16 protein-coding genes are annotated in these 17,030 nt (G+C 69.7%); 14 read left to right on the top strand and 2 right to left on the bottom strand.

Going from position 1 to position 17,030, the window contains the following annotated elements; genetic code table 11:
- Window positions 1-2 precede the first annotated feature (2 nt).
- The 6 genes from rpsE to map all read left to right on the top strand — a co-directional run bounded on the left by rpsE (window position 3) and on the right by map (window position 4,122).
- Window positions 3-647: a 30S ribosomal protein S5 gene (gene rpsE / locus LH076_RS02865; protein ID WP_227782494.1), complete on the top strand. Its 645-nt coding sequence runs from the start codon at window positions 3-5 to the stop codon at window positions 645-647.
- A complete protein-coding gene (rpmD, locus tag LH076_RS02870; protein ID WP_227782495.1) occupies window positions 647-829 on the top strand; it encodes a 50S ribosomal protein L30 in 183 nt (60 codons plus the stop codon). Before rpsE ends, rpmD begins: the two co-directional genes overlap by 1 nt.
- Window positions 830-831: 2 nt before the next feature.
- The gene (gene rplO / locus LH076_RS02875) at window positions 832-1,284 is read left to right on the top strand and encodes a 50S ribosomal protein L15 (RefSeq protein WP_227782496.1); all 453 of its coding nucleotides are present in this window, start codon (window positions 832-834) and stop codon (window positions 1,282-1,284) included.
- A 149-nt stretch (window positions 1,285-1,433) separates the two neighbouring features.
- Window positions 1,434-2,735 carry a preprotein translocase subunit SecY gene (gene secY, locus LH076_RS02880; protein WP_227782497.1) on the top strand — a complete coding sequence of 434 codons (1,302 nt, stop codon included), beginning with the start codon at window positions 1,434-1,436 and terminating at the stop codon, window positions 2,733-2,735.
- On the top strand, window positions 2,735-3,310 hold the full coding sequence (locus tag LH076_RS02885) for an adenylate kinase (protein WP_227782498.1): 576 nt from the start codon (window positions 2,735-2,737) through the stop codon (window positions 3,308-3,310). The genes secY and LH076_RS02885 overlap by 1 nt, the downstream gene beginning before the upstream one ends.
- The gene (gene map, locus LH076_RS02890; protein WP_227782499.1) at window positions 3,310-4,122 is read left to right on the top strand and encodes a type I methionyl aminopeptidase; all 813 of its coding nucleotides are present in this window, start codon (window positions 3,310-3,312) and stop codon (window positions 4,120-4,122) included. Before LH076_RS02885 ends, map begins: the two co-directional genes overlap by 1 nt.
- Window positions 4,123-4,125: 3 nt before the next feature.
- Here map and LH076_RS02895 read toward each other — a convergent pair whose 3' ends face one another.
- A complete protein-coding gene (locus LH076_RS02895; protein ID WP_227782500.1) occupies window positions 4,126-4,935 on the bottom strand; it encodes a siderophore-interacting protein in 810 nt (269 codons plus the stop codon).
- Between the two features lie 62 nt (window positions 4,936-4,997).
- Here LH076_RS02895 and LH076_RS02900 point away from each other — a divergent pair, with 62 nt between their 5' ends.
- Genes LH076_RS02900 through LH076_RS02930 form a run of 7 tightly spaced genes read left to right on the top strand, consistent with a single transcriptional unit; the run spans window position 4,998 to window position 13,849 of the window.
- A complete protein-coding gene (locus tag LH076_RS02900) occupies window positions 4,998-5,774 on the top strand; it encodes an SDR family oxidoreductase (protein WP_227782501.1) in 777 nt (258 codons plus the stop codon).
- On the top strand, window positions 5,771-6,931 hold the full coding sequence (locus tag LH076_RS02905; protein ID WP_227782502.1) for an isochorismate synthase MenF: 1,161 nt from the start codon (window positions 5,771-5,773) through the stop codon (window positions 6,929-6,931). Before LH076_RS02900 ends, LH076_RS02905 begins: the two co-directional genes overlap by 4 nt.
- The gene (locus LH076_RS02910) at window positions 6,928-8,574 is read left to right on the top strand and encodes a (2,3-dihydroxybenzoyl)adenylate synthase (RefSeq protein WP_227782503.1); all 1,647 of its coding nucleotides are present in this window, start codon (window positions 6,928-6,930) and stop codon (window positions 8,572-8,574) included. The genes LH076_RS02905 and LH076_RS02910 overlap by 4 nt, the downstream gene beginning before the upstream one ends.
- Window positions 8,574-9,236 (top strand): isochorismatase family protein, encoded by a 663-nt coding sequence (locus LH076_RS02915; protein ID WP_227782504.1) that lies wholly within the window; start codon window positions 8,574-8,576, stop codon window positions 9,234-9,236. Before LH076_RS02910 ends, LH076_RS02915 begins: the two co-directional genes overlap by 1 nt.
- Before the next feature lie 39 nt (window positions 9,237-9,275).
- Window positions 9,276-9,518, top strand: a complete 243-nt coding sequence (locus tag LH076_RS02920; protein ID WP_227782505.1) for an acyl carrier protein — start codon at window positions 9,276-9,278, stop codon at window positions 9,516-9,518.
- Entirely contained in the window at window positions 9,511-13,290 is a 3,780-nt protein-coding gene (locus LH076_RS02925; protein ID WP_227782506.1) for a non-ribosomal peptide synthetase, read from the top strand. Before LH076_RS02920 ends, LH076_RS02925 begins: the two co-directional genes overlap by 8 nt.
- 4 nt (window positions 13,291-13,294) lie before the next feature.
- Window positions 13,295-13,849, top strand: a complete 555-nt coding sequence (locus LH076_RS02930) for a 4'-phosphopantetheinyl transferase family protein (RefSeq protein WP_227782507.1) — start codon at window positions 13,295-13,297, stop codon at window positions 13,847-13,849.
- Window positions 13,850-13,879: 30 nt separating this feature from the next.
- Here LH076_RS02930 and LH076_RS16930 read toward each other — a convergent pair whose 3' ends face one another.
- Complete coding sequence (locus LH076_RS16930) at window positions 13,880-16,246, bottom strand: hypothetical protein (RefSeq protein WP_265333832.1); 2,367 nt, start codon at window positions 16,244-16,246, stop codon at window positions 13,880-13,882.
- 108 nt (window positions 16,247-16,354) lie between these two features.
- Between LH076_RS16930 and LH076_RS02940 the strand changes: the two genes are divergently transcribed.
- Window positions 16,355-17,017 (top strand): FadR/GntR family transcriptional regulator, encoded by a 663-nt coding sequence (locus LH076_RS02940; protein ID WP_227782508.1) that lies wholly within the window; start codon window positions 16,355-16,357, stop codon window positions 17,015-17,017.
- Window positions 17,018-17,030 lie beyond the last annotated feature (13 nt).

Here is a 17,030-nt window from a genome sequence, read left to right on the forward strand (position 1 = left end):
TGATGAGCTCAACTGCTCCCCAGCGCGGCCAGCGTGACGGCCAGGGCCGTGGCCGTGGTCGTGACGACCGCCGCGGCGGCCAGGCCGAGAAGAGCCAGTACATCGAGCGCGTCGTCGCGATCAACCGCGTCGCCAAGGTCGTGAAGGGTGGTCGTCGCTTCAGCTTCACCGCCCTCGTGATCGTCGGTGACGGCAACGGTCTCGTCGGCGTCGGCTACGGCAAGGCCAAGGAAGTTCCCGCGGCCATCGCCAAGGGTGTCGAGGAGGCGAAGAAGCACTTCTTCCAGGTTCCTCGCATCGGCGGCACCATCCCTCACCCCGTCCAGGGTGAGAAGGCTGCGGGCGTCGTCCTGCTCCGTCCGGCCGCCCCCGGTACCGGTGTGATCGCCGGTGGTCCGGTGCGCGCGGTGCTCGAGTGCGCCGGCATCCACGACGTCCTGAGCAAGTCGCTCGGTTCGTCCAACCAGATCAACATCGTCCACGCGACGGTGGAGGCCCTCAAGATGCTCGAGCAGCCCGAGGCTGTCGCCGCGCGTCGTGGCCTTCCGATCGAGCAGGTCGTTCCGGCCGCGCTCCTCAAGGCTCGCGAGGAGGCTGCTGCTGAGGCTGCCGCCGCCGCGCCGGCCACCGAGGGGGTGCCGGCCTGATGGCTCAGCTCAAGGTTCGCCAGAACAAGGGCCTCGTCGGCCTCAAGCAGAACCAGCGCGACACGCTTCGCAGCCTGGGTCTCAAGCGCATCGGCGACGTGGTCATCAAGGAAGACCGCCCGGAGATCCGCGGCATGGTCAACACCGTCCGTCACCTGGTGACGGTCGAGGAGGTCGACTGATCATGGCTGAGAACAACCCGCTCAAGCTGCACCACCTTCGTCCCGCCCCGGGCGCCAAGACTGCCAAGACCCGCGTCGGTCGTGGTGAGGGCTCCAAGGGTAAGACCGCCGGTCGCGGTACCAAGGGTACGAAGGCCCGCTACCAGGTTCCCGTCGCCTTCGAGGGTGGCCAGATGCCGATCCACATGCGTCTGCCCAAGCTCAAGGGCTTCAAGAACCCCTTCAAGGTGACCTTCCAGGTCGTCAACCTCGACAAGATCAACGAGACCTTCCCCAACGGTGGCACCGTCTCCGTCGCGGACCTCGTCGCCAAGGGCCTCGTTCGCAAGAACGAGCCGGTCAAGGTGCTCGGCACCGGCGAGATCTCCGTCAAGGTCGACCTGACCGTCGACGCCGCCTCGTCCTCCGCCAAGGAGAAGATCGAGGCTGCCGGCGGCACGGTCACCGTCGCCTGAGGTTCGCACATCTCAAGAACGCGGTCGGGAGTACCCCTCGAGGGTGCCCCGACCGCGTTCGTGCATCTCCGGCCCTGTTAGGCTTCCCCGGGCCTGTGGCGCGTCTGTCCACGCCCATGCGTATTCATAGCTGAGAAGAGGAACCTCACGTGCTTGGCGCGTTCGCGAACGCCTTCCGTACTCCGGATCTGCGTCGCAAGCTGCTGTTCGTCCTGTTGATCATCGTGATCTTCCGGGCGGGCTCGCAGCTCCCTGCCCCCGGCGTCAACGTCGGAAACGTCGAGGACTGCATCAACATCACGAAGGAGGGTGCAGGTGCCGGTCTCTACAACCTGGTCAACCTCTTCTCCGGCGGAGCGCTTCTCCAGCTGACGATCTTCGCGCTGGGGATCATGCCGTACATCACAGCCAGCATCATCCTGCAGCTGCTCGTCGTGGTCATCCCTCGACTCGAGCGCCTCAAGGACGAGGGCCAGTCCGGCCAGACGAAGATCACCCAGTACACCCGTTATCTCACGCTCGGCCTGGCGCTCCTGCAGGCCACCGGCATCGTGGCGCTGGCCCGCTCGGGCAACCTGCTCCAGTGCGACAAGGACCTGCTCTACAGCAACAGCAAGAGCACCTTCCTCGTCATGGTCGTGACCATGACCGCCGGAACCGCCGTGATCATGTGGCTCGGTGAGCTCATCACCGAGCGCGGCATCGGCAACGGCATGTCGATCCTGATCTTCACCCAGGTGATCGCGACCTTCCCGGCGACCATGTGGGCCGTCAAGCAGCAGCATGGTTGGTGGACCTTCGGCGTCGTGCTCGTCATCGGACTCGCACTGATGGCCGCGGTCATCTTCATCGAACAGGCGCAGCGCCGGATCCCGGTGCAATATGCACGCCGGATGGTCGGGAGCCGCATGTTCGGTGGGTCGTCGACGTACATCCCGCTCAAGGTCAACCAGGCGGGCGTCATCCCCGTCATCTTCGCGAGCTCCCTGCTCTACCTCCCGGCCATGGCCGCGCAGTTCAACCAGAACAGCAGCGCCAAGTGGGTCGACTGGATCAACACCTACTTCGTCAAGGGCGATCACCCCCTCTACATGGCGGCGTTCTTCCTGCTCATCGTCTTCTTCACCTATTTCTACGTCTCCATCACCTTCAACCCGAAGGAAGTGGCGGACAACATGAAGAAGTACGGCGGCTTCATTCCCGGTATCCGTGCGGGCAAGCCGACCGAGGACTACCTGTCCTACGTCCTGTCCCGCATCACGCTGCCGGGCTCGCTGTACCTCGGTCTGATCGCGCTGATCCCGCTCATCGCCCTCGCGCTGATCAACGCCAACAGCAACTTCCCGTTCGGTGGAACGTCGATCCTCATCATGGTCGGCGTCGCCCTCGACACGGTGAAGCAGATCGAGAGCCAGCTGCAGCAGCGCAACTACGAAGGGTTCCTCCGCTGATGCGTCTGATCATCATGGGTCCGCCCGGAGCCGGTAAGGGCACTCAGGCGAAGTTCATCGCCGAGCGCTTCGGCATCCCCGCGATCTCCACCGGCGACATCTTCCGCGCCAACGTGTCCCAGGGCACGCCGCTCGGGGTCCAGGCCAAGAGCTTCATGGACCAGGGTCTCTACGTGCCCGACGAGGTCACGAACCTCATGGTCCGCGACCGGATCGACGAGAAGGACGCCGAGCACGGCTTCCTCCTCGACGGGTACCCGCGCACCCTCGCGCAGGTCGAGGAGCTCGACGGGATGATCAAGTTCACCGGTCACAAGCTCGACGCCGTCATCGTGCTCACAGTCGACCAGGACGAGATCGTCGACCGCCTGCACCGCCGTGCTGTCGAGGAGGGTCGCGACGACGACACCCCCGACGTCATCCGGAAGCGCCAGGAGGTCTACCTCGAGCAGACCGAGCCGCTGATCGCCGTCTACAAGGAGCGTGGCCTGGTCCTCGAGATCGACGGCCTCGGTGAGGTCACCGAGGTGACCGTGCGGATCTTCGCCGGCCTCGCCTCCGTCTCCGAGAGCTGATGTTCGGCCGTCCCCAGCTCAAGACTCCGGACCAGCTCGCCGTCATGCGGCGAGCTGGTCTCGTTGTGGGGGAGACCCTCGAGGTGCTGCGGGCCGCGGTCCGTCCGGGGGTGACCCCCCGCGAGCTCGATGCGCTCGCCGAGGAGTCCATCCGCTCCCGTGGTGCGCTCCCGAACTTCTTGGGCTACTACGGCTTCCCCGCCTCCATCTGTACGTCGGTCAACGACTCCGTCGTGCACGGCATCCCTGACGACTCGCCTCTCGCCGAGGGTGACCTGATCTCGATCGACTGCGGCGCGATGGTCGACGGCTGGCACGGCGACGCCGCGATCTCACTCTCCGTCGGGCCGGCGTCAGCCGACGTGGCCGAGCTGCTGCGGGTGACCGAGGAGTCGATGTGGGCCGGGATCTCCGCAGCACGGCTCGGCGGGAGGGTCTCCGACATCGGCCACGCGGTGGAGAGCTACATCCGGTCCCAGCCGGGCGGTGAGCGCTACGGCATCGTCGAGGAGTACTTCGGCCACGGCATCGGCACCGAGATGCACATGGACCCCGACGTCCCGAACTACGGCAAGGCTGGCCACGGCCCGAAGCTCCAGCGCGGGATCGCGCTCTGCTGTGAGCCGATGGTGACGCTCGGGACGAAGAAGACGCACGAGCTCGACGACGAGTGGACCGTGAAGACCGATGACGGCTCGTGGGCCGCGCACTTCGAGCACACCTTCGCCCTCACCGCCTCGGGGCTCTGGGCGTTGACCGCCCTCGACGGTGGTCGCTCGCGGCTGGGTGAGCTCTATGGCGGGCCGGAGTAGGCGCTAGTCGATCTGGCCGATCGGCTCGCGCTTCTCGGCCTGGAAGGTGTCCTCGGTCCGACCGCGCGCCCAGTACGCCGAGATCGAGAGAGCCTCGCGCGGCACTCCGCGCTCGCGCAGGACACCGCGGATCGCCCTCACCGCACTCCGCTCGCCGTGGACGAACACCTGCGTGCCCTCGGGCCAGGTCGCGCCGGCGACGGCACGGGCGAGGAACTCCTCGTCGTCCTCGCGCTCGTCGAGCAGCCAGTGCACCTCGACGCCCTCGGGAGCGACGAGCTCGATGCGGTCGTCGGTGTCGTGGATCTGCAGCAGCGCGACGCCCGTGGCGTCGGCGGGCATCGCCTCGAGCGCGGCCGCGATGGCCGGGAGGGCCGCGAGGTCGCCGGCGAGCAGGTGGAACGGCGCATCCACGGCAGGCGAGTAGGCGCCACCGGGCCCGGTGGCGACGAGACGGTCACCCGGCCGGGCGGCCAATGCCCACGGCCCGGCGATGCCCTCGTCGCCATGGACGACGAAGTCGATCGTGATGGTGGCGGCTGCACGGTCGACCGACCGCACCGTGTAGGTCCGGACGGCCGGCTGCTGGTCGGCGGGCAGCGTGCGACGCAGCTCCTGGACGTCGTACGGCGGCTCGAGCCCCAGGGCGGGGTCGACGAAGAGGAGCTTGAGGTAGGCGTCCGTGTTGGCCTCCGGGAAGTCGGCCACCGTGTCACCGCTCAGGGTCAGCCGGACGAGGTGGGGACTGAGGCGCTCACTGCTCTCCACCCGGAGGACGTGCTGCGGGCGGGCAGGACGGTTGGGGTTGGCCATAGGTGCCAGTCTCCTCCATGAGTCTGTTTCGCTATAGGTAAGGCTTCCCTTACTATCATCACATGTTGTCAACGACGACCGGCTCGCCGGTCCTGATCTCCGGTGCGGCGAGCGGTATCGGGCGGGCGATCGCGCTGCGGCTCGCCACCGAGGGGCGCCCCGTGGCCCTCCTCGACCGCAACGCCGAAGCCCTCGCCCTCGCGGCGAAAGAGGCGGAGCGGGAGGGCTCTCCCGCAGCTCTGGCACTGGTCGCGGACGTCGCCGACGGTGCCGCGGTCCGCGCGGCGGTCGCCGACGCGGTGCGGGCACTCGGCCTGCTGGGAGGGCTGGCGTCCGCAGCCGGAATCCTCGAACCGGGCGGCTTGGCTGACGTGACGTCCGCGTCATGGGAGCGCCACTTCGCGGTCAACACCACCGGGGTCCTGCACCTGCTCCAGCACGCCACGGCACAGATGAGCGACGGCGGGGCTGTGGTGGTGATCAGCTCCAACGCAGCGCGCGTGCCGCGCACGGGCCTGCTCGCCTATGCCGCCTCCAAGGCGGCCACATCGGCGCTCACGCGGAGCGCGGGCCTCGAGCTGGCTGCCCGCCGGATCCGGTGCAACGTGATCGAGCCCGGCTCCACGGACACCGCCATGCAGCGCGACCTCTGGCCCGACGCCGAGGTCGGCCGAGCTTCCGCCCTCGACGGCGACCCGTCGGCGTACCGGCTCGGTATCCCGCTCGGCCGGATCGCCGATCCCGACGACATCGCCGGTGTGGCCGCGTTCCTGCTCTCGGATGCGGCGCGTCACGTCACCCTGCAGCAGCTCTTCGTCGACGGGGGTGCCTCGCTGTGACGCAGATCGTCGATCGGCCGCTCCTGGACGAGACCGGGCTGGTCTCCGCGCCTGCCGTGCTCTTCTCGGGCGAGGAGACCGTGACGGCCGGCCGGATCCTGTCCACGTCCATGACAGACACCGCCGATACGGCCTGGGCGGACACCGTCGTCGCCGAGCTGGGAGCGGGGGAGCGGGCCGTCGTCTCCCTCGACTTCGCACCGGGCGGCGCCGCGATCGCCCACCGGGTCGCGCCGCTGCCGTACGGTGCAGAGCGCGTCGGGCGGTGGGCGGATGACCTCACCGTGCGGGCGGCCGTGCCGTCCGCGCACCAGGTCACCGAGCTGCCGTCGGTCCACGAGTACGAGTCGCGCGTCCGCACTGCGGTCGAGCGGATCCGTAAGACCGACCTCGAGAAGGTGGTCCTCGGCCGCTGCGTCGAGATCCTCAGCCAACCGCCACTCGAGGCCGCTGCCGTGCTCGCACGGCTTCTGGCGACGCGGCCCGGTCGCTACGTCTTCGGGTTGCCACTGACCGCCTCGACCCAGAGCCCCGTCCTGCTGGGCGGCAGCCCCGAGCTCCTCGTCCGCCGGCACGGGTCAGCTGTGACGAGCTTCCCGCTTGCCGGCTCCGCGCCGCGGTCGTCCGACACCCGTGAGGACCGCCGTCAGGCCGACGCCCTGCAGACCTCAGCCAAGGACCTCGCCGAACACGCGTACGTCGTCGACGCGATCCTCGACGCTCTCGAGCCGTGGTGCGTCGAACTCCAAGCGGCACCCCGACCGGTCCTCGTCACGACCGACACGCTCCACCACCTCGGCACGCCGATCACAGCCCGCCTCGATCCCTCGCGCGGCCTCGGCGCGCCGTCGAGCGCCCTCCACCTCGCGCAGCTGCTGCAGCCGACCCCGGCCGTGGGTGGCGTTCCGGTTGCTGGGGCACTGTCACTGATCGACGAGCTCGAGGGCGATCGCGGTCCACTCGCCGGAGCCGTCGGCTGGGTCGACGCTGACGGTGACGGCGAGTTCGCCGTCACGATCCGCGCCGGCGTCCTGGACGGTGAGCGGCTCCGGCTCTTCGCCGGTGCAGGCATCGTCGCCGACTCCGACCCCGCCTCCGAGGGACGCGAGACGGGCGCGAAGCTCGCCACGATGCTGCGGGCGGTGGGCGTCCAGTGAGGTCACCCCTGCTCCCGGTCCGGCTCGTCCCCGACGACGTTGCTGCGCGCTACCGCGAGGCCGGCCTCTGGACCGGCGAGACCTTTCCCGCGTTCTTCGACGACCGGCTGCGTCGCTTCGCCGACCGCACCGCCGTCGTCGGCGTCGACGCCCACGGCGCGGAAGTCCGGTGGACGTACGCCGAGCTCGACCGGGCTTCCCTCGATGCCGCTGCGCGGCTCTCGTCGTGTGGTGTCGATAGTGGTGACCGTGTCGTCGTCGCGTTGCCGAACATCGTCGAGTACGTCGCCGTCATTACCGGTCTCTTCCGAATGGGCGCCCTCCCCGTCTTCGGTCTCCCCACGCACCGCGAGCTCGAACTCGCTCAGTTCTGCCAGATCGCCGACGCCGCGGCGATCGTCGTTGCCACCGAGGAGGGCGGGCCGGACCGAGTCTCACTTCACGAAGCCACAGTCGCCCGCCTGACCGGTGCGACTCCGGTCCTCGTGGATGTGGCGACGTGGGCGCCGATGGGCCGGGAATCCGGGCCCAGCGGTGTCCACGGCACCCGAGCCGCGTCGACCAGCGCGGGCATCGCGTTCCTGCAACTTTCGGGTGGGACGACCGGGATCTCGAAGCTGATCCCCCGGACGCACGATGACTATCTGTATTCGGTGCGTGCCTCCGTCGAGATCTGTGGGGTGACGTCGGGGACGGTGATGCTGGTATCCCTCCCGGCGGCACACAACTTCGCGATGAGCTCCCCGGGCATCTTGGGCGTCCTGCATGCGGGCGGAACCGTGGTGCTGGCGCGGGATCCCAGTCCGGGCACGGCCTTCCGGCTCATCGAGCGGGAGCGGGTGACGATGGCATCGCTCGTCCCGCCCTTGGTACAGGCATGGATCTCGGCGGCCCGTCGTCGCAATCCCGACCTCTCGAGCCTGGAGCTGGTGCAGGTCGGAGGGGCGCGGCTGGCCGACACGGTCGCGTCCGAGGTCGGGCCGGTGCTGGGCGCCGGCCTGCAGCAGGTCTTCGGCATGGCCGAGGGGCTGGTCAACTACACGCGGCTCGACGATCCGCTCGATCTGGTGACGAGCACGCAGGGGCGACCGATCAGCGCGTACGACGAGATCCGCCTCGTCGACGCCGACGACCGTGACGTCCCGCCGGGCGAAGAGGGCAGCCTGCTCACCCGCGGCCCGTACACGATCCGCGGCTACTACGGCTCACCCCAGGCCGACGCCGATTCCTTCACTGAAGACGGCTTCTACCGCACCGGCGACCTGGTGCGGCAGCTTCCGTCCGGGCACCTGATCGTCACCGGACGCGACAAGGACCAGATCAATCGTGGTGGCGAGAAGGTCGCCACGGACGAGCTCGAAGGCCTCGCGCTGACGCATCCGTCGGTGCTCGATGCGGTGGCGGTCGGCGTACCGGATCCGTATCTGGGGGAGCGGATCGCGCTCGTGGTGCGACTGGAGCCGGGCGCTGCCACCGAGAGCATTGACCTGCGCGCGCATCTCACCGGCGCGGGACTGGCGAGCCACAAGAGCCCCGACGACGTCGTGGTGCTCGATGCCTTCCCCGAGACCCATGTCGGCAAGAACAGCCGACGCGAACTGCGTCGGCTCCTCGCCGACGACCTGACGACCGGAGTGAACTGATGGCCCTGCCCGACCTGATCTCCTACCCGACTCCGGTCGAGCTGCCCACGTCGCGAGCGACGTGGGAGCTCGACCCGAGCCGCACCGCCGTGCTCGTCCACGACCTGCAGCGCTACTTCCTGCGTCCCTACGCCCCGGACTGTGGCGCACTGCGGGACGCCCTCGACCACACCGCGGCGATCGTCGCGGCAGCTCGCGCCGCGGGCTCACCGGTCTTCTACACCGCGCAGACAGGGAGACAGGGCGAGGTGGGACAGCCCGTCCGCGGCCTGCAGGGTGACCTGTGGGGCGGCGGCATGAGCCCGATCCCGGAGCACACCGAGATCGTGCCCGAGGTCGCTCCCGCTGCGGGCGACACTGTGCTGGTCAAGCACCGCTACAGCGCGTTCGCACACTCGGACCTCGAGGTCTGCCTGGCCGCGAGGGGCCGCGACCAGCTGGTCATCACCGGCGTCTACGCCCACATCGGCGTGCTCGCGACCGCCCTGGACGCCTTCCAACGCGAGATCCATCCCTTCGTCGTCGGCGACGGCGTCGCCGACTTCTCCGCCGACGCCCACGACCGGGCACTCGCCCAGGTCGCCTCCTGCACCGGAGTCGTCGCCTCCGCCGAGGCTGTGCTGGACGCCTTCGCACTGACGCGCGCCACCACCTCCGCCTGACGCTCGGCTGTCCTGATCCCCCCAACGCAAGGAACCACCATGACCGAGACCGACCTCGACGCCCTCGTCCGCGCCACGCTCGCCGAGCTCATCCCCGAGGACGCCGTGGACGCGGCCTTCGCCGATCCGACCGCCGACCTCTTCGAGCTGGGCCTGGACTCGGTGCGTGCCTTCGACCTGCTCGACGTGCTCGCCGAGGCCGGCACGGACATCGACTTCGGGGAGTTCGCGCGGTCCGCCTCCGTCGCCTACATCCGCGGTGCCGTCGGCGTCGATGCCTGACCGTCTCCCGCTCACGGCCGCCCAGCGCGGCCTCTTCTTCGCGCACCAGCTCGATCCGTCGAACCCCTGCTACACGACCGCCGAGGTGGTCGAGTTCTCCGGTCGGCTCGATGCCGAGCGGCTCGCGGCGGCGGTGTCGGGTGCGTACGCCGAGTTCGAGCAGCTCCGCGTCGAGCTGACCCTGACACCCGAGGGCCCGCAGCAGCAGGTGAGGGCCGCCGGCCCCGTCGAGGTGCCGGTGGTCGAGTGTGCCTCGGTGGAGCTTGCCGAGGAGTGGATGCGCACGGAGCTGGCGCGACCCCTCGACCTGCTCGGCGGGGAACTCACCCGCACGGCGCTTCTCCGGCTGCCGGAGACCGACTGGTGGTTCCATGCCGCTCACCACGTCGTCCTCGATGGCTACGGCGTCCAGCAGCTCTTCCGCCGCGTCGCCGAGCTCTACGGCGGGGCCGAGGTCGGACCGGTCCGTGCGACCCTCGCGGACGTCATCGCTACCGAGGCGGTGACGGATGATCCGGCGGCGCGGGAGTTCTGGGAGGGCCGGCTCGGGACCTTCGAGGGCCCGGCCTCGTTGGCCGGCCACGCGGCCGCACCCTCGGCCGCGTCATTGCGCCGGGCGGTCGACGTACCGCAGGAGGTGCAGGACGCGCTGGTGACGGGCGCGAAGCGGCTGGGCGTCGCCTGGGCCGACCTCTTCACGGCGGCCGTCGGGAGCTATCTGGCCCGGATGGCGGCGCAGTCGTCGATCCGCGTGGGCCTTCCGCTGATGAACCGCGTCCGGCCCGGCGTGGGTGCGCTGCCTGCCGCCCACACGGTGTGCACCGCGATGAACGTCCTGCCGATCACCGTGCCGGTCGCGGGCACCGTCGCCGAGACGCTCGACGCGGTCAGGGAGGAGCAGGCGGCGATCCGGGCGCATCCGTGGGTGCGGCAGGAGGAGCTCGCTCGCAGCCTCGGTGCACGTGGCCAGCTCTTCGGTGCCCAGGTCAACGTCATCCCCTTCGACCTCGAGCTCCGCTTCGACGACGTCACCGGCGTGGTCCGAAACCTGACCGCGGGGCCGGTCGAGGACGTCACCGTCGGCCTGCGCGGCGTGCCCGGCCGGGGCCGCTCCGTACGCCTCGAGATCGACGCCAACCCTGCGCTCTACCCTGCCGATGAACTCGAGGGGCATGTGGTCAGACTCCTTGCCTGGCTGGGGATCTGGGCCGAGGCGACCGCTGAGGACAGGGTCGGTGACCTCGCTCTGCTCACCGACCACGAGCGCGAGCTCGTCGTCCACACCTTCAACGACACGTCTCATCCGCGCGAGTTCAGCACGCTCGGACGCCGCTTCACTGAGGCGGTCACGGCCCACCCCGATGCGGTGGCGTTGCGCTTCGGCGGTGAGACGCGCACCTACCGGGAGCTCGATCATCGAGCGCGGCTGATCGCGGGAGCCCTTGCAGACAAGGGGATCCGGCCGGGGGAGACGGTCGGGGTGAGTCTCGAGCGGAGCATCGGGCTCTACGAGACGATCCATGCGATCGCCTTGCTCGGCGCGGTCTATCTGCCGATCGATCCGGAGCTCCCCGAGGACCGGATCGCGATGATGCTCGAGGACGCCGACACTGCGGTGGTGATCGACGACGTCGGGGCCTGGCTCGGCTCCGAGCCGTTCCTCGGCGTGCACGACGAGATCGACTCGTCGGCGTACCTCCTCTTCACCTCGGGCTCCACCGGACGGCCCAAGGGCGTGTTGATCAGCCACCGTGCGATCGACAACAGGTTGGCCTGGATGCAGCATCACCTGCCGATCGGCGAGGGGGACGTCGTGCTGCACAAGACGCCGATCTCCTTCGACGTCTCGGTCTGGGAGCTCTACTGGCCACTGCAGGTCGGTGCCTGTGTCGAGATCGCGCCGCCCGGTGCGCACCGCGATCCGCGGGCGTTGGCACCGCTGCTGGCCGTCGCTGACGTCGTCCACTTCGTGCCGTCGATGCTGCGCGCACTCCTCAGTGACCGGACCGCCCGCGAACAGATCCGTGCCGTCGGTGGGGTGCGCCATGTCGTCACCTCCGGAGAGGCGCTGACCCCCGACCTGGTCGCCGAATCCCAGCACTGGCTGGGGAATGCGCCGACCAACCTCTACGGCCCCACCGAGGCGGCGGTCGACGTCACCGTGTGGGACACGGCGGTCGGTGAGGACGTCGTGCCCATCGGCCGGCCGATCTGGAACACGACCTGCTTCGTCCTCGACACTGGCGGACGACCGGTGCCGGTCGGCGCGGTCGGAGAGCTGTGGCTCGGTGGCGTGCAGCTTGCCGACGGGTACGTCGGCCGGCCGGAGCTCACGGCGGAACGGTTCGTCGCGAGCGAGGAGTTCGGCCGGATCTATCGGACCGGCGACCTGGCGGCCTGGCGCCCTGACGGATCGCTGCGCTATCTCGGCCGCACCGACGACCAGGTCAAGGTGCGCGGACAGAGGGTCGAGCTCGGCGAGATCGAGGCCGTGGTCTCCGGGATCGTCGGCGTCGACGGTGCGGTCGCCGGCGTCGTCGACGGGATGCTCGCCTGTTGGTACGTGAGCAGTGAGGGGGATGGCGACGATGTGGCGGCATTGCGGCAGGCGATCTCCGCCACCCTTCCCGCGGCCTGGGTCCCGAGCCACCTGATCCGCGTCGAGACGATCCCGGTGGGGTCGAGCGGCAAGGCCGATCGGCAGACATTGGCACGACGCCACCCGCCGACGGCTGCCGCCGGGAACGGTGCCGGGTCGTTCCTCGAGCAACGCCTGGCCGAGCTGGTCGCCGGCATCCTCGGACTCGCCTCGGTGCCGACCGACGCCGACTTCTTCGACCTCGGAGGCGACTCGCTCAAGGTCCTCCAGCTGCTCGGTGCCCTCGAGGTCGAGTGGGGCGTCGAGCTCGGCCTGGCCGATGTCTTCGACGCGCCGACCGCGGCAGGGCTCGCACCTGCGGTCACCGCTGCTCTGGAGGGCGCGGGGACGCGGCGCGACGACTTCGCCGAGCTCCTCACCCTGCGCCGGGGCGCTCCGGACCGTGCGCCGCTCTTCCTGCTGCCCCCGGCGGGCGGTCTCGGCTGGTGCTACACAGCACTGCTGCGACACCTGCCGGCGGAGCTGCCCGTCCACACGATCCAGGCACCGGCCATGGGCGAGGGCCGCCCCGAGCCGGTGGACTCCCTCACTGCGCTGGCCGCGCGACAGCTCGCTGCCATCCGCAGCGTCGTCGGCGACGGGCCGTTCGATGTGGCCGGATGGTCGCTCGGAGGCATGGCAGCGCACGCGGTGGCCGCCCTCGCGCGCGGTGAAGGACAGGAGGTCGGTGCGGTGGTGCTGCTCGACGCCTATCCGCCCGAGCAGTGGGGGGAACTCGCCGACCCGACCGAGGAGGACGCCCTGCTCGGCCTGCTCCGGCTCGGCGCCGCCGTGCTGCCGGAGGGTGTCGCGCTCACCCGAAGCTCGGTCGCCGCTGCGCTGCGAGACTCCGGCAGCGCCCTCGCCGCCCTGCCCGAGAAGATCGTCGACGGGTGCATCGCGTCCGTTCTCGAGGCCGCCCGGTTGGTGCGGACACCTGTGCCTGCACGGCTTCCAGGCGATGCGACCCTCGTGGTGGCCACCGCTCCACGCCCCGAGACGTGGTTGGACCCCTCGGGCTGGGACGCACTGGTCGGGGGAGCGGTGCATCGGGCGGAGGTCGCCGCGACACACGGCGAGCTCGTCAGACACCCCGACGTCGCGAAGCTGCTCGCCTCCCTCGTGGGACAGTAGGCGGGTGCAGCCGGTCGTCCGCTTCGAACGTGTCAGCGGGCCCGGCGACCTCGCGAGGCTCAGCGAGGTCGAGCGTGCTCGGCATGCCCGGCTCCGCTCGCCTGAGGCGCGAGATGCGTACGTCGCCGCCCACCTGCTCGTCCGCGACGTGCTGGGAGAGCTGGCCGGTGAGCCACTCGGGATCGCCCAGCGGTGCGACGACTGCGGCAAGGACGATCACGGGGCGCCGTACGTCGACGGCCGCGCCGACCTCTTCGTCAGCCTCTCCCACAGCCATGACTGGGTGGCCGCCATGGCCGCAGGGGCCCCGTGCGGGATCGATGTCCAAGTGGTGTCGAACGTCCCCGACCGGGCGCTGACCGAGCGCGAACTCGACGCGGCCGGTGATGACCAGGTCCTGCGGAACCGGCTCTGGGCGCGCAAGGAGGCCCTGATCAAGGCCGGTGCCGCGAGGCTCGACGACCTCGGCACGCTGGACGTCCTCGCCCCTCGGAGCGGTCTGGACGACTGGAACGGCCCAGACCCCCACGTCGTGGGAGCCTGGGCCGTCCTGGGATGAGTCGCGAGGTGAGTCAGCGACCGAGCGCGGTCACTTCTTCTTCTTGGCCTTCTTGTTCGCCTTCTTGAGGGCCAGCTTCGCCTTCTTGAGCTTCTTCTTGGCGTTGGCGAGCTGCTTCTTGAGCGCCTTCAGCTTCTTGGCCTTGGCCTTCTTCTTAAGGTTCGACTCCTTGACCGCAGCGATCTTGGCCTTGACCGAGGCCACCTTGGCCTGCGCCTTGGCGACCTTCTGCTGCGCGGGCGTCAGGTGGACGACCGGCGGCGTGGGCTGCTGGTTGCCGGTGCTCGGCGGGGTGGGCTTCAGCGAGATCTTCCAGACCCGGTTCACCGGCGCGGCCTTGTCGACCACGAACGCGTTGCCCTTGCCGTCCACGGTCACGTGGTTGGCCGTGGCGATCGGGAGCTTCGCGACGATGGCGCCGTTGAGGTCGAGAACGGTCACGGTCGTGCCGCCGAAGTTGGTCACGTAGACCAACTTGTTGACCGCGTCGTAAGCGGCGTTCAGGGCCTGCTTGCCGGTCGCGACCTCCTTGACGGTCGAGTCCGCGGCGTCGGTGCCCGCGTCGGTGGAGGTGGCGCCCGCGGCGTTGGCGACCACGACCTCGTTGCCACCCTGCGAGGCGATGAAGAGCTTGCCGTCGGCGTACGTGATGCCAGAGGCGCCGCGACCGCCGCCGGGGAGCTCGAGGCCCTTGACCGTGAGGAACTTCGGCGTCAGGGTCGCGGTGTCCAGCACGAGGACCTTGTCGCTGCCCAGGCTCGGCGAGTACACCTTGCCGCCACCCAGGGTGAGGGCGACCGGGTTGAACTTGTCGCGGGTGCCGGTCTGGACGTCCTCGGTCTTCTCCAGCGTGGTCGCGTCGAAGACCGAGATGTAGCCGGACGAGGTGGCCGATGAGCCTTCGCTGGCCGAGCTGACGAAGACCTGGTTGCTGGCCTTGTCGAAGACGACGTCGCGAGGATGGGTGATCGTGTTGGCCGGGAACTGCTTGACGAGGGAGAGGTCGCTCTCCTTGTAGACGGCCACCGAGGCGGAGCCGGTGTTGCTCACCCAGACGTTGCCGTGGACGTCGTCCACCCCGATCCCGAAGCCACCGGTCTTGGTGAACCCGTCGTGGTCCTTGAACTCGTACGAGGCCTCAATGGCGAACGTGCTCGGGTCGAGCTTGTAGAGGAAACCTCCGTTGCCGGTGCCGCGGTCGGACGCCGTGACGTAGAGCGCGTCCTCCTTGGCGCTGTACGCCGACTGGTAGAAGCCCTGGTAGAAGACGCCGGCTTCGCTGGTGCTGGAGGTGACGGTGAACTTGTCGGTGTTGAGCGGGTTCTCGTCCGGCGTGACGGCGACGGTCGAGGAGTAGGTCTGATTCTCAGGCGACGTCTGGGTGATGACCAGCGGGTAGGAGACGGGCGTCAGGCTTCCCGGGATGGTGTAGGACGCCGTAGCAACCCCTGACGCGTCAGCGGTCAGGTTGCCGGCGAGGGTGGTCGTGCTGCCGAGCTTGACGGACGAGATCTTGGCCCCAGCCTTGAGGTTGCCAAGGGTGAGCGTGCCGGTGGCGTTGAGCCCGGTGCCGTTGGCGAAGGTGATTGCCGGACCCGCGACGAAGGAGACGCTCTTGCTGGTTCCCTTGTCGCCAGTGATCGTCAGCGAGTTGGCGCCTGCCGGGGCGGCACCTGCCGGGAGGACCACACTGGCGCCGATGCTCCCGTCGCTACCGGCCGTGATGGTGTCGACCGGCGTGGCCCCGCGACCGGCCGGCGTCCACTGTCGTGCGGTGTCGCCCTGCTTGACCGAGAGCACCTCGCCAGCCGGGAAGCTGCCGCCGGAGAAGGCGACGGTCACGGCGCCGCTCGCAGCCGTCGTCGGGGCGACGACCAGGCCGTCACTGACGGTGAAGGTGAGGAGCACGCTGCGCGGCGTGTCGCCCGACTCGAGCGAACCGCTGAGAAGGCGCAAGGTGTGAGTGCTGCCGACCGCCCATTCCGACGCAAGCGCAGGTGCTGTGTTGGAGGTCGTCGGGAACGCGATGTCAGCGCTGAAGGTGCCGTCGGCGTTGGCCTCGACGGCGGCCCAGATGTCGAAGTTGTCAGCGGAGGAGCCGGTGGCGGGGTTGGTCACCGGGCCGGCTGCGGGCTCGGTGTCGAGAGCGTCGCCGAGTTTGACACCGATGGTCGAGCCGTTGGCCGGATTGGTGCCGCCGGTCCAGCCGGTGCCGGTGATGTGAATCGCCTTGCCGACGGCGACGGCGTCGGCGACGGTCGCGGTCGCTCCGCCGGCGGCGGTCACGGTGTCGCCGTGGGCCGACGGGCTGAGGACGGCGAGAGCCGTCAGGCTCAGGGCTGAGGCGACGACGGCGCCGGCGGATCGCCGGCCAAGTCGCGAGGTGGTGATGCTCATGACGCTCCTGGTTCAGGGGCTGCGGATCGCAGCCTTAATTAGGTGAGGCGACCCTAACTTAGGTCTGACAAACTGTCGAGATCAGCCCCCACCATGGACACTCCGCTCATGGCATTGGGTAGCCCGCGGGCTCGCGAGACGGTGCGGCGACTCCAAGCCGACGTCACATCGGGGCGATGGCCGGTGAACAGCAGGATCCCGACGGAGGCGCAGTTGGCGGCCGAGCTGGGCGTCGGGCGAAGCACGATCCGTGAGGCGATCCGCTCGCTGGCCCACCTCGGCCTGCTCGAGCCGGCCCCGGGCCGTGGCACCTTCGTCCGTTCGCTGAGTCCGGTGCGCGACGTGCTCTCGGGTTTCGCCGCCGAGCACACGTGGGGTGACATCCTCGCCGTGCGACGGGCCCTCGAGGTGCAGGCCGCCGAGTTGGCGGCCGTGCGCCCAGACTCCGAGGCCGTCGCTGCGCTCCGAGCGGTCCACCAGGCCGACCTCGACGGCACGGCCGGTGTCGAGCGCGGCAGGGCGCCGGGGCAGTTCCACGCCCTGCTGGTCGAGCTGTCCGGCAACCGGCTGCTCGTCGAGCTGTACGCCGGACTGAGCGCGGCGATCCGTGACGGACTGGACCGCGGCGCGATCGAGCCGGGCGAGGACGCCGCGGGACGTCAGGACGACCATGCCGCCCTGGTGGCCGCGATCGCCGCGGGCAACCCTCAGGCGGCGGCGGCCGTCGCGGCCATGCATGCCGCGCGGGATCTGAGGGTCGTCGAGTCCTGAGACTCGGAGTGGG

Origin of the sequence: Nocardioides sp. Kera G14 (genome assembly GCF_020715565.1) — a bacterium.
Lineage (GTDB): Bacteria > Actinomycetota > Actinomycetes > Propionibacteriales > Nocardioidaceae > Nocardioides.

Excerpts from the sequence above, each read along its gene's own strand:
- rpsE (WP_227782494.1), top strand. The coding sequence starts at position 3 with ATGAGCTCAACTGCTCCCCAGCGCGGCCAGCGTGACGGCCAGGGCCGT.
- rpmD (WP_227782495.1), top strand. The coding sequence starts at position 647 with ATGGCTCAGCTCAAGGTTCGCCAGAACAAGGGCCTCGTCGGCCTCAAG.
- rplO (WP_227782496.1), top strand. The coding sequence starts at position 832 with ATGGCTGAGAACAACCCGCTCAAGCTGCACCACCTTCGTCCCGCCCCG.
- LH076_RS02885 (WP_227782498.1), top strand. The coding sequence starts at position 2,735 with ATGCGTCTGATCATCATGGGTCCGCCCGGAGCCGGTAAGGGCACTCAG.
- map (WP_227782499.1), top strand. The coding sequence starts at position 3,310 with ATGTTCGGCCGTCCCCAGCTCAAGACTCCGGACCAGCTCGCCGTCATG.
- LH076_RS02895 (WP_227782500.1), bottom strand. The coding sequence starts at position 4,935 with ATGGCCAACCCCAACCGTCCTGCCCGCCCGCAGCACGTCCTCCGGGTG.
- LH076_RS02900 (WP_227782501.1), top strand. The coding sequence starts at position 4,998 with ATGTTGTCAACGACGACCGGCTCGCCGGTCCTGATCTCCGGTGCGGCG.
- LH076_RS02915 (WP_227782504.1), top strand. The coding sequence starts at position 8,574 with ATGGCCCTGCCCGACCTGATCTCCTACCCGACTCCGGTCGAGCTGCCC.
- LH076_RS02920 (WP_227782505.1), top strand. The coding sequence starts at position 9,276 with ATGACCGAGACCGACCTCGACGCCCTCGTCCGCGCCACGCTCGCCGAG.
- LH076_RS02925 (WP_227782506.1), top strand. The coding sequence starts at position 9,511 with ATGCCTGACCGTCTCCCGCTCACGGCCGCCCAGCGCGGCCTCTTCTTC.
- LH076_RS16930 (WP_265333832.1), bottom strand. The coding sequence starts at position 16,246 with ATGAGCATCACCACCTCGCGACTTGGCCGGCGATCCGCCGGCGCCGTC.
- LH076_RS02940 (WP_227782508.1), top strand. The coding sequence starts at position 16,355 with ATGGCATTGGGTAGCCCGCGGGCTCGCGAGACGGTGCGGCGACTCCAA.